General features: G+C 63.3%; 12 protein-coding genes. 7 read left to right on the top strand and 5 right to left on the bottom strand.

Annotated features, from left to right (window positions below; translation table 11 throughout):
* Positions 1 to 58 precede the first annotated feature (58 nt).
* A complete protein-coding gene (locus tag BGP00_RS08675) occupies positions 59 to 472 on the top strand; it encodes an MbcA/ParS/Xre antitoxin family protein (protein ID WP_292690393.1) in 414 nt (137 codons plus the stop codon).
* Between the two features lie 14 nt (positions 473 to 486).
* Complete coding sequence (locus BGP00_RS08680; RefSeq protein WP_168602144.1) at positions 487 to 1,206, top strand: RES family NAD+ phosphorylase; 720 nt, start codon at positions 487 to 489, stop codon at positions 1,204 to 1,206.
* Positions 1,207 to 1,216: 10 nt separating this feature from the next.
* Here BGP00_RS08680 and BGP00_RS08685 read toward each other — a convergent pair whose 3' ends face one another.
* From BGP00_RS08685 to BGP00_RS08695, 3 genes are all read right to left on the bottom strand, one after another.
* Entirely contained in the window at positions 1,217 to 1,708 is a 492-nt protein-coding gene (locus tag BGP00_RS08685) for a YetF domain-containing protein (protein WP_292690396.1), read from the bottom strand.
* Positions 1,709 to 1,749: 41 nt separating this feature from the next.
* Positions 1,750 to 3,981 carry a hypothetical protein gene (locus BGP00_RS08690; protein WP_292690397.1) on the bottom strand — a complete coding sequence of 744 codons (2,232 nt, stop codon included), beginning with the start codon at positions 3,979 to 3,981 and terminating at the stop codon, positions 1,750 to 1,752.
* A 127-nt stretch (positions 3,982 to 4,108) separates the two neighbouring features.
* On the bottom strand, positions 4,109 to 4,867 hold the full coding sequence (locus BGP00_RS08695; RefSeq protein ID WP_292690400.1) for an IclR family transcriptional regulator: 759 nt from the start codon (positions 4,865 to 4,867) through the stop codon (positions 4,109 to 4,111).
* 84 nt (positions 4,868 to 4,951) lie between these two features.
* On the opposite strand from BGP00_RS08695, the gene BGP00_RS08700 reads away from it, so the two are divergent.
* Genes BGP00_RS08700 through dmpG form a run of 3 tightly spaced genes read left to right on the top strand, consistent with a single transcriptional unit; the run spans position 4,952 to position 7,715 of the window.
* Positions 4,952 to 5,734, top strand: a complete 783-nt coding sequence (locus tag BGP00_RS08700; protein WP_168601974.1) for a fumarylacetoacetate hydrolase family protein — start codon at positions 4,952 to 4,954, stop codon at positions 5,732 to 5,734.
* Positions 5,735 to 5,739: 5 nt separating this feature from the next.
* A complete protein-coding gene (locus tag BGP00_RS08705) occupies positions 5,740 to 6,693 on the top strand; it encodes an acetaldehyde dehydrogenase (acetylating) (RefSeq protein ID WP_292690402.1) in 954 nt (317 codons plus the stop codon).
* On the top strand, positions 6,690 to 7,715 hold the full coding sequence (gene dmpG, locus BGP00_RS08710) for a 4-hydroxy-2-oxovalerate aldolase (RefSeq protein ID WP_292690404.1): 1,026 nt from the start codon (positions 6,690 to 6,692) through the stop codon (positions 7,713 to 7,715). Before BGP00_RS08705 ends, dmpG begins: the two co-directional genes overlap by 4 nt.
* Positions 7,716 to 7,758: 43 nt before the next feature.
* Here dmpG and BGP00_RS08715 read toward each other — a convergent pair whose 3' ends face one another.
* The gene (locus tag BGP00_RS08715) at positions 7,759 to 8,619 is read right to left on the bottom strand and encodes an alpha/beta fold hydrolase (RefSeq protein ID WP_292690405.1); all 861 of its coding nucleotides are present in this window, start codon (positions 8,617 to 8,619) and stop codon (positions 7,759 to 7,761) included.
* Positions 8,620 to 8,777: 158 nt separating this feature from the next.
* Entirely contained in the window at positions 8,778 to 9,668 is an 891-nt protein-coding gene (locus BGP00_RS08720) for a LysR substrate-binding domain-containing protein (protein ID WP_292690408.1), read from the bottom strand.
* Between the two features lie 127 nt (positions 9,669 to 9,795).
* On the opposite strand from BGP00_RS08720, the gene hcaE reads away from it, so the two are divergent.
* Both hcaE and hcaF read left to right on the top strand, forming a co-directional pair.
* The gene (hcaE, locus tag BGP00_RS08725) at positions 9,796 to 11,157 is read left to right on the top strand and encodes a 3-phenylpropionate/cinnamic acid dioxygenase subunit alpha (RefSeq protein ID WP_168601969.1); all 1,362 of its coding nucleotides are present in this window, start codon (positions 9,796 to 9,798) and stop codon (positions 11,155 to 11,157) included.
* Positions 11,150 to 11,695 (top strand): 3-phenylpropionate/cinnamic acid dioxygenase subunit beta, encoded by a 546-nt coding sequence (gene hcaF, locus BGP00_RS08730; RefSeq protein ID WP_292690411.1) that lies wholly within the window; start codon positions 11,150 to 11,152, stop codon positions 11,693 to 11,695. The genes hcaE and hcaF overlap by 8 nt, the downstream gene beginning before the upstream one ends.
* The last annotated feature ends 16 nt before the right edge of the window (positions 11,696 to 11,711 follow it).

Genomic DNA, 11,711 nt, shown 5'->3' on the forward strand with positions numbered 1-11,711 from the left:
GAACGGAGATTGCCAAATGGCATCCTTTGGCCTATATGGGGCCATATGGAGATTTGCCATGCTGGCTTTGCAACCCGTTGATACCGCCGTTCCCGCCTTTCGCCCCGATCCGATCACGCAGGATGAAGCCGCGGCCATGTTCAGGGCGGCCCTCAACCTGTTCGGCAAATGGGAACTGACCGACGAACAGGCGGCCACCCTGCTCGACATGCCGGTCCGGTCCTATCGGCGGTGGAAGGCTGAAGGCGCCGGGCGCTTTTCGCGCGACGGGCGGGCGCGCCTTTCCAACCTGATGGGTATCCACAAGGCGCTTCGGATCATCTTTCTGGAAAGCGCGCGCGGCTATGCCTGGATCAGGGCCGCCAACGCGGCCTTTGGCGGGGTCAGCGCGCTTGAGGTGATGCTGGGAGGGGAACTGACCGACATCATGCGTGTGCGCCGCTACCTTGATGCCGAGCGTGGCGGCTGGTGATCCAGACGGATGGCATGCCGGTTTCGCGGGTGGAGTGGGCGGGGGCCGTCCGGATCATCCGCAGCGCTTTTCCGCCGATCGATCTGTTCGAGGATATTGCGGATCCGGCCGACTGGCCGCTCCTCATTTCGGCCGAGCAGAAGACCAACCCGCGCATCATGGCGACAATCGGCAATCTGGATCTTGTCCCTGTCGAGCGCCGGATCGGCGGGCATGGCGCCTCTTTCCTGATGGCGCCTTTCACCCATATCAGCCCGGATCGCCCCAGCCGCTTTGCCGATGGCCGCTATGGGGTGCTGTATGTGGCGGACCGTTTCGAGACCGCGCTGTTCGAGACGATCCATCATCACGCCCGCTTTATGGCGCGAACCGGCGAAAAGCCCGGCTGGACATCGCAGTTCCGCGAGATCACCTTGACCGTCGCGGCCGATCTGCATGATCTGAGATCGCAAGCGCACGCCTATTGGGCGGTTCTGGACCCGGACAGCTATGCGGCATCCCAGGCCTTGGCGGCGGGCCTCAGGGCGGCAGGATCGGACGGCATCGCCTATCCCAGCATCCGTCATGCCGGCGGGCAATGCGTTGCCCTGTTCTATCCGGACGGCGCCTCGGACCCCGTGCAGGGGCGGCATCTTGACTATCATTGGGATGGCAGCCGCGTCGATCTTGTTCGCGATGCCGGATCGGGGGCGGTCTTTCGCATCGTGGATCTGCCTGTACAACGGGGGCCTTGAAAGCAGGACCCTATCCATCGCGGGCAATCACGCTGATCCTGCCGCCGCGCTCGAATGTGACCAGTTTTGCCTGCTCCACATGCTCCAGTCCGCCCAGCCGCAGGGCTTCATCGAGATCCTCCTTGCTGACATTATGCCGCCGCAGGGCCGCCGGGATAACAGCGCCATTGCGGACCAGAATCTGGGGGCGCCCTTTCAGGAAAAGCCCAAGAGTCGAGGACCGCACCGTGGCCAGCGCCAGCAGCCGGTGCAGCAGAGCGATCAGCGCAGTGGCGCAGAGCGATGGCACGACGGGCACCTTGCCGATCATCACCCGGCTGATGTTTGATCCGATGACGATGGCGACGAAGACATCCAGAGGGGTGAGGCCGGAAAAACTCCGTCGCCCGGTAATGCGCATGCACAGGATGCCGAAGAAAAACAGCACGGCGGCCCGCGCGCAGGCCTGCGACACATTCAGGTTTCCATCGTCAGGACCGATCAGCGCAGGCAGCCAGTCCATTCACCTCTCCCGAGCGCGCGGGCAGAGAGCGGGGACGACGGTCATCCCGCCTGCCTTGCCCAGCGCAACGTCAAACGGCCGTTGGCGGCAAGGCGATAGTTGATGCGATCATCGGTCATGGCCGCTCGTTCGATGCGCTCTCCCTCCTCCGTTTCCAGACTTATCTGCGGCATCGGCTCACGCGCATGGCGGATCAGGGCGAGATGCGCCTCGGCCTCGCCATGGCCGGACGGGGCAAAGCTGATCTGCCCATCCGATCCGCCCGCCCCGTTCGATCCGCACGCATAGTGCTGCAGGAACTGGTCGCAGAACAGGTGGAAGGGGGCGCCTTCAACGCGATGAAACATGCGGCTGGCAAAGATGAAAGCGGCCCCTGCGCCATAGATTTCCTGCCCCACCTGTCCGGCGGGCTGGCCATCGACATAGAGATCCTCCAGCGGAAAGGAGAGCGAAGGATCAATATGCCCGTTGCGGCTGGATGTGGCCAGCAGACCCGGCGGCAAGGTGTCGGGGTAATAGAACCACGCCCGGTCCAGCGCATAGCGGCAATATTCGCCCATCAGCAGGCGCGCGGCCGGATCCAGCTCCTCGCCGCTCTCGCGCAGGCAATGTTCAAAGGCGGTGAAACTGTCGAAACACTCATAGACCGCCATATAGGGCGCATCCTGAAGGCAGGTGACGCCCAAGAACACATTATACGCGCTGGCCCGGTCGATCTCGGATTCCCACAGGACGCTGTTGTGAAAAAAGCTGGCCAGAAAGACATGGGCCTGATCGCCATAGCAATCCAGCCCGGTCATCCGCCACAGCCGCAGACAGGCCGCCGCGCCCCATGCGGTCAGATTGGCCTGATAATTGATGTTGAAGCGCAGATCCGCGCAGGCATCGAGCGCGGCCTTGGCTTCGGCCAGAAAACGGTCCTCCCCGGTCAGCTCGAAAGCCTGCAGCATCACCCAGGCGTAAAGGCCGCCCACATCGGTTTGCCCGCGCCCATCGGCAGGGGCATTGCGCAGGATCACGGCAAAATTGGTGATGTTGAATTGCACCGGCCAGCAATAATCGAAATGATGCGCTGCCTTGATGGCAAAGTCGATGGAGCGCAGGAACAGGTCCCGCGCCCGTTCATCGCCGCCCAGCGCAAGCCGGGCAAGGTTCATCAGCGGATGATAGAGATACCAGCTGTCGACCGCATCGGCATCCTTGTCCGCCCCCACATCGGGCAGATAGCGCCGCAGCGCTCCCAGTTTGGTGTCGAAAAACTGCTCCAGCCCGGCGGTGAAGTCATCCTCGATGGCCGCAGGACGTCCGCGCCATTTTGTGTAATCGCGCATCGCGGCCAGCAGCGAGAGCTGTACCATGCTGTCGGGATATTCCACGGCGGTGTAGGGATGGGCATAGAGATGATCGTAGTGGCGTATCAGGGCCTTGGGCGAGCTTTCCAGATCGGCCAGCGTCTTTTCCGCGCGCCATATCCAGTCATGGCATTGCGGCGCCGGGGCTTGCAGCCAGGGATAGGCCGCGCCCAGCATCCGGATGAATTGCCGGGCCGACTGGTGATGTTCGCCCGGTATGTCATCGTGAAAGACCAGGATCGCATCGCTGATCGTGATCTCCTGATCGGCGGGCAGGGGCGATGAGGGCGGTGTCCCGCTCTGCGCGGGCGTGGGCAACAGATAGCCCAGTTCGGGCCACAGGCCGCCCACGGCCCCATCGGGTTTGGTCTGCGTGGCGTCGAAATAGGCGTTAAGCGCGGTCAGGTTCTGAAGATAGAGCACATTGCCGAAGGGCGGCTCGTCGATATGGAAATAGACGAGACCGGCGTTGAGTCCGCGCTGCGCCGCCTCGACATTGCCCCGCGCGCCGAGAGGATCATCCTGGGCATCCAGTGGCACCAGATCGCGCGGCATGAAGGGGATGAGCAGCGGCTCGGCGGCCCGCAGCGACACCGTGATGCGCAGCCGGTGCGGATCGCCGCCATCGGTATGCAGCGTGATCCTGTGTCGGCCCAGCGCGCTTTTCACATCAATCCGGTGGTCGGCGCCCTCGCTGTGCAGCTTGCGGCAGCGGACCTTTGCGCCGGGGGCATAGACCATACGTATGGCCAGGCCGCCCGCGCCCTCTCGCCGCGCCACGCCCCAGACGCCATTGTCATCCGCGAGGATCTCCATATCCAGATCGCCCAGTTGCAGGCTTCCGCATGAAGACAGGGCCGCGCCGCGCAGGCTTTCGCGCAGGCCGATGATATAGGGGCTGCTTGCCATATCCTGCTGCATCACTGATCCCCTTGCTTGCTGCCTATGGCGGGAAAAGCAGGGGCGAAGGAAGGTTCCGCGCCTCCTAACGCAGGTTAGGAGGCCGGGAGCCGTCGGATGCGCGCATATGGTCCTGCGTTGCCCGCCTTCAGGCCGAGGGGGAATGGCAGGCCCGCTCGACCGCGCGGGCCGTATCGCGCAGGGCCTTGAGGATGCGCGGATCAGCGCCCCCGGGGCCATGGCGCGAGAGCGAGATCGCGGCCACCACCGATCCGTCCGCCTGATGCACGGGCACGGCCATGCAGGAAAGATCCGCCACGATCTCGCCGCGATCTAGCGCATAGCCCTGATTGGCAACACAGGCCAATTCGCGCGCCAGATCGGCCGGATCGGTGATCGTGTTCGGCGTCAACGCCACAAATGGTCCGCCCGCCAGATAGGCCTCACGTTCGCGGACCGGCAGATGGGCCAGCAGCACCTTGCCCATGCCCGAGCAATAGGCTTCAAGCTGCATCTCGACCCGCGTGAACAAGTCGCCCGCATTCTCGCCGGTTTTGACGCGATAGGTCACCATATCGTTCTCCAGCGTACCCATCTGGGCCACGCCGCCAAAGCGGACTGCCAGACGATGGAGCAGCGGCGCGGCGGCATGGGCCATCACCTGGCGGTCATCGACCTGGGCCAGCATCGCCCGCAGGCGCGGTCCGGCGCGATGCCTGCCCCCGCCCATCGGGGCCAGAAAGCCCTCGGCCACCAGCGTTGCGATCTGGCGATGGGCCGTGGCCGCAGGCATGGCCTGCGCGCGGGCCAGCGCGGAGACCGTGGAAAGGCCGCCATCGGCAATCACGGCCTCCAGCATGGCCAGCGCGCGGCTGGTGGCGGAAAGGGTTGGCGTTCCATTTCTCATATGGTGAGAAGATAGCTCCGACCCGCTCTGGTGCCAAGACCTCATGCGGCCTATCTGCGCAAACACGGTCTGGAAGAGGACGATATGAGCGACAATCATCAAGCTGCGGCGCGCCTGTTGCGCGAAGCCTACAGCGGCGGAGCGGTGCCTCCGCTGCGCGATTATCTCGAACCGGTGGACATTGCCGGGGCCTATGCGGTTCAGGAGATCAACACACGTTTCTGGCAGGAGCAGGGCCGCCGCATCGTGGGGCGCAAGGCCGGATTGACGGCCAGGGCGGTGCAAAAGCAACTGGGCGTGGACCAGCCCGATTTCGGCGCGCTGTTCGACGATATGCAGGTGGCCGATGGCGGCTTCCTCGATCCGGCGCGCTGCCTTCAGCCCAAGGCCGAGGCGGAAATCGCCTTTGTGCTGGGGGCCGATCTGCTCTCGCCCGAGGCCACGGCCGATGATGTGGCCGCCGCCGTATCGGGCGTCCATGCCGCGATCGAGATCGTCGATTCCCGCATTGCCGATTGGAAGATCACCTTTTCCGATACGGTGGCCGACAATGGCTCCTCGGCCTTCTTCGTGCTGGCCGGCGAGGGGCGGGGGCTGGAAGGCACCGACCTTTATACCGCGGGCATGGTGATGGAAGTGAACGGCGCCATCGCCTCGGTGGGCGTGGGTGCGGCGGCGCTGGGTCATCCGCTGAACGCGGCGGCATGGCTGGCGCGGACGCTGGCGGCGCGGGGCGCACCCCTGCGTGCGGGCGACATCGTGCTGGCGGGCGCGCTGGGGCCGATGGTGGCGCTTAACCCCGGCGATCATGTCGTGGCCCGTGTGGGCGGCATCGGCGCCTGCAGCTTTACCTATTCAAAGGAATAGAACTCATGGCAAAGACGAAAGTGGCCATCATCGGATCGGGAAACATAGGCACCGATCTGATGATCAAGATCATGCGCCTGTCGAAGGTGCTGGAAATGGGCGTGATGGTGGGCATCGACCCGGCCAGCGACGGTCTGGCCCGGGCCAAACGGATGGGCGCGGCGGTAACGCATGAGGGCATTGACGGTCTGATCGCCATGCCCGAATTTGCTGAGATCGGCATCGTGTTCGACGCCACCAGCGCGGGCGCGCACAAGCGCAACAACGAAATCCTGCAGGCCCATGGCAAGCGGGTGATCGACCTGACGCCTGCGGCCATCGGCCCCTATACGATCCCGCCGGTCAACGGCGAGGCCAATCTGGACGCGCCCAATGTCAACATGGTGACCTGCGGCGGTCAGGCGACCATTCCCATCGTCGCGGCGGTCAACCGCGTGGCGCGGGTGCATTACGGCGAGATCGTCGCTTCGATTTCCTCGAAATCGGCAGGGCCGGGCACGCGCGCCAATATCGACGAATTCACCGAAACCACCAGCGAGGCCATCGTCAAGGTGGGCGGCGCCACGCGGGGCAAGGCGATCATCATCCTCAACCCCGCCGAGCCGCCGCTCATCATGCGCGACACGGTCTATTGCCTGTGCGAGGAGGCCGATCCCGAGGCCATTCGCCAGAGCATCCACGACATGGTGGCCGATGTGCAGGCCTATGTGCCGGGCTATCGCATGAAGCAGCAGGTGCAGTTTGAACATATCGGATCGAACGCGCCGCTGCGCATTCCCGAAATGGCGGGCACCGGCCAGACCGAATTCACCGGCCTCAAGGTCACGGTGTTTCTCGAGGTTGAGGGCGCGGCCCATTATCTGCCTGCCTATGCGGGCAATCTCGACATCATGACTTCGGCGGCGTTGAAGACCGCCGAGAAAATCGCCCTTCGGCATTTCGCGGGAGAACCGGCATGAGCTTTGATCCCAAGAGCCAAAAGCTCTATATTCAGGATGTCACCCTGCGCGACGGGATGCATGCGGTGCGCCATCAATATGGCCTCGACCATGTGCGGGCCATCGCCCGCGCGCTGGACCGCGCCAAGGTCGACGCCATCGAGGTGGCCCATGGCGACGGGTTGCAGGGTTCCAGCTTCAACTATGGCTTTGGCGCCTATACCGACTGGGACTGGATCGGCGCGGTGGCCGAGGTGCTGGAGCATAGCGTGCTGACCACGCTGCTGCTGCCCGGCATCGGCACGGTGCATGATCTGAAGCATGCCTATGAGATGGGCGTGCGCAGCGTGCGCATCGCCACCCATTGCACCGAGGCCGATGTCAGCCGCCAGCATATCGAGGCGGCGCGGGGGCTGGGCATGGATGTTTCCGGCTTCCTCATGATGAGCCATATGACCAGCCCGGAAGCGCTGGCGGGTCAGGCCAAAATGATGGAGGATTACGGCGCGCATTGCGTTTACGTGACCGACAGCGGCGGCGCGATGAACATGGATGATTATGCCGCGCGCCTTCAGGCCTATGATCGCGTGCTGAAGCCTGAGACTCAGCGCGGAGTCCATGCACATCACAACCTCTCGCTGGGCGTGGCCAATTCGCTGATCGCGGTGCAGAACGGCGCGGTGCGGGTTGATGCCTCGCTGGCGGGCATGGGGGCCGGTGCGGGCAATGCGCCGCTTGAGGTCTTTATCGCGGCGGCCGATCGCTATGGCTGGAACCATGGCTGCGATCTCTATGCGCTGATGGATGCCGCCGATGAACTGGTGCGCCCGCTTCAGGACCGCCCGGTTCAGGTGGACCGCGAGACGCTGACGCTGGGCTATGCAGGGGTCTATTCCAGCTTCCTGCGCCATGCCGAAAAGGCCGCGAAGGATTACGGCGTCGATACGCGCAGCATCCTGGCCGAAGTGGGCCGCCGCAAGATGGTGGGCGGCCAGGAGGACATGATCGTCGATATCGCGCTCGATCTGGCGGGAGCAAGGTAAAGAAAAAGGCTGGCCTTTCCCCGGAAAGGCCAGCCTTTTTCATTCAGCGGCTGAGGAAGTTCAGCACCATTTCATTGAACACATCGGCATGTTCCCACTGCGCCCAATGGCCGCAGCGGGCAAAGACGTGAAGCTGGGAATTGGGAATGCCCGCCAGCAGGCGCAGCCCCACATCCATCGGCACAAAGCGATCATCACGGCCCCAGACGATCAGCGTGGGCGCGGCAATTTCATGCAGGCGCGCGTTTTGATCGGGGAACTGGCGCGGATTGGCGGTCAGACTTTTCACGAAATTTTCCAGATGGTCGAGGCGCGAGCGCATATTGTCGAGCCGCATCTGCATCTGCGCCTCGGTCAACGCGCTGGCGTCATAGACAAAGACATTCATCATCGCCTTGAGCTTTTCGATGATCGGGTCGCGGTAAAGCCCCTGCAGCAGCTTGATGCCCTCGGTGGGCATCGGTGCGTAAAGGCTGGGGCCGCCCGTGCCGCCGCCCATCAGCACCAGTTTGCCCACGCGCGCAGGATTGGCCAGCGCAAAGGCGACCGCGCTGTGGCCGCCCATCGAATTGCCGACCAGATCGGCCTTTTCGATCCCCAGCGCATCGAGCACGCCCTTGACCGCCCCGGCGTTGAGTTCCGAGCGCGATCCGGTGCAAACGACCGGATCGCTCTGGCCCCAGCCGGGACAGTTGATCAGCAGCACGCGATAGCCTGCGGCGACAAAAGGATCGATGTTGCGGTTGAAATTGGCCCAGCCCGTCGCGCCGGGGCCTGATCCGTGCAGCATCACAACAGCGCGCTGGCCGGCGCCGATGTCATTGTAGTGAATGCGATAGGGCGCACCATCCACGCTCACGTCAACAAACTGGCTGGTGGAAGTCTCGCTATAGGCGGGGGTCATGTCTGGATGTTCCTTTGCTCAAGGGCATCCCATGGTTTTTTCCGTGCTGGTTCTCTCTCCCGTCACGGCTGTCCGCAAGGGATCGCCCGTGGGCGCTGGCATCCGTCAAAGGCCGGGGCGGTTCCAATACGAATTTGCGATCAATTAAGATGCAAAACCTATAGTTCGTGGGTCTGCATTTCCTGCAGCCTGCGCACCAGCGCTTTCACTTCAGGCTTGGCATTGTCGCGCCGCCATGCTGCCATCAATTCGGCCCTGACCGTCGGCCCGGCCAGCGGGCGGGTGACGATATTGCGAAAGCTGAGCTGGGCCACATAATCGGGCATGATGCTGAAACCCACGCCAAGGCTGACCAGGGTGAGCAGGGTCAGCACATTCTCGACCTCCTGCACGGCATTGAGTGTGACGTCTTCGCGCCGCGCCAGATCGTCGATCACCTGCCCCAGATTGCCCGCGTGGCGACTGGCAATGCGCAGAAACGGCGTGTCGGCCATCGCGCTCAGCGATACCTCGCTGCTCCAGCAGGAGGGATGATCGGCGGGCATCAGCAGTACCAGCGATTCGCGCAGGATCACCATGCTGTCAATGGACGGATCATCGACCGGCGGGCGCAGAAATCCAAAGTCGATGGCCCCCGATGACAACGCCTCGTGCTGTTCGAAGGTGGTCAGCGATTGCATGACGATTCGCGTGGCGGGAAATTCCGCGCGCAGCATGGTCAGCGTCTGGGGAAAAATCTTGACCTCGGCGGCCGGGACAAAGCCGATGGTAAGCGTGTTGCCCATATCCTCGCCCGCGCGGCGCGCCAGCAGCTTGGCCCGCTCGGCCTGGGCCAGCACCAGCTTGGCCTCGTCCAGAAACACTTTGCCCGCCGGGGTCAGCGCGACATTGCGCTTGTCGCGATAGAGCAAGGGCGTGCCGATTTCATATTCAAGATCACGGATTTGCTGGCTGAGCGAGGGTTGCGCGGTGCGCAGCGTCTGGGCCGCGCGGGTAAAGCTGAGAGCTTCGGCCACGGCGACGAAATAGCGGAGATGGCGCAGTTCCATATCCACCACTTATAGGTATGGCCTATAAGTTGGCAAGAATTAAGTATTTCAGCGGTGCGCCTCCCTCCGTTAATTCCATGCCCAGAGAGCCGGCCCGTCCGGCCCCATTTTCGGGGAGAGTTGCAGCATGGACGACGATCAGATCCGATCGCTGGTGGATTCGCGCAATGGCACCGTCAAACCCGCCATTTACAGCGATGCCCAATTGTATGAACTGGAACTGGAGCGCGTGTTCGGCCGTACATGGCTGTTCCTGGCGCATGAAAGCCAGATCCCCAATCCGGGCGATTTCTTCAACACTTTCATGGGCGAAGACCCGGTGCTGGTGGTCCGGCAAAAGGATGGCTCGGTTCAGGTGATGATGAACCAGTGCCGCCATCGCGGCATGAAACTGTGCCATGCCGACAGCGGCAACACCAAGGCTTTCACGTGCCCCTATCACGGCTGGGCCTATCAGGTGGATGGCGCGCTGCAATCGGTGCCGCTGGAAAAGGAAGCCTATCGCGGCAAGCTCGACAAGTCGAAATGGGGGCTGATCAAGGCGCCGCGCGTCGAGAGCTACAAGGGTCTGATTTTCGCCAATTGGGATGAAAGCGCGCCTGATCTGGTCACCTATCTGGGCGATATGGCGTGGTATCTCGACGGCTTTCTCGATCGGCGCGAGGGCGGCACCGAGGTGGTGGGCGGCGTCCATAAATGGATGATCGACTGCAACTGGAAATTCGCCGCCGAGCAATTTTGCTCCGATCAGTATCACGCCCCCTATACCCATGCCTCGGCCATTCAGGTTTTGGCGCCCACGCCCCAGAACAAGCCCGACGGCAGCCCGCTGGGCGATGGCCAGACCGAGCGCCCGGCATGGGCCAACGGCCTTGGCGGCGTGCAATTTGCCGGAAAGGGCCATGGCAGCGCCTTTTTCTTCACCGAAAATGCCGATGCCAATGTCTGGGTGGGCGGCGAGGTTTCGGCCTATTTCCGCGAAACCTATCCCGAGGCCGAGGCGCGCCTTGGCAAGGTGCGGGCGCTGCGTCTGGCCGGGCATAACACGATGTTTCCGACGCTCTCCTGGCTCAACGGCACCCAGACGCTGCGCGTATGGCATCCGCGCGGGCCGGGACGGATCGAGGTCTGGGTGTTCTGCATCGCCGACAAGGCCGCGCCGCCCGAGGTGAAGGAAGCGCTGAAAAAGAGCCATGCGCGCGCCTTTGGCCCGGCGGGCTTTCTGGAACAGGACGATTCGGAAAACTGGATCGAGGTGCAAAAGGTGCTGCGCGGCCACAAGGCCCGCCAGACCGATTTCTGCATGCAGATGGGCCTGGGTTTCGAAGAGCGCCGCGAGGACGGCATTCCGGGCATCACCAACGGCACTTTCGCCGAAACCGCCGCGCGCGGTTTTTACCAGCGCTGGGTCGATCTGATGACCGGCAAGAGCTGGAACGAGATCGAGGCGGCGGGCGCCGCATGGGAGCAGGAGGTGATCGATGCTTGATGAACTGACCCGTCCGCTGCGCGTTTCGGCCGATCTTCAGCATGAAGTCGAGCAATTCCTCTATCTGGAGGCCGCGCTGCTCGATGACCGTCGGCTGCGTGAATGGCTCGACCTGTTGGCCGATGACATCGAATATACGCTCGACACCAATTCGCTGGCGCAGTTCCGCGATCGCCGCCGGGGCTGGGCCCCGCCCACGACCTATATTTTCCACGAGGACAAATATCAGCTCGAACGCCGCGTCGCCCGCGTCGAAACGGGTCAGGCATGGGCCGAGGAACCGGCCAGCCGCACCCGCCATTTCGTCACCAATGTGCGCGTTCTGGCGCAGGCCGATGATGAGCTGGTGGTGGGCTGCAACTATCTGGTCCATCGCGCGTCCAAGGCGCATGACCACCACAGCTTTATCGGCACCCGCCGCGACACTTTGCGGCGCATTGCCGCGGCCGATGGCGGCGAAACCTTCACCATCGCCCGCCGCCGCCTCGAACTCGACGAGTTCACGCTGATGTCGGCGAATGTGTCGATTATCCTCTGATTATCCGAGCCCCCAT

Origin of the sequence: Novosphingobium sp. 63-713 (genome assembly GCF_001898925.1) — a bacterium.
In the GTDB taxonomy this organism is placed as follows: domain Bacteria; phylum Pseudomonadota; class Alphaproteobacteria; order Sphingomonadales; family Sphingomonadaceae; genus Novosphingobium.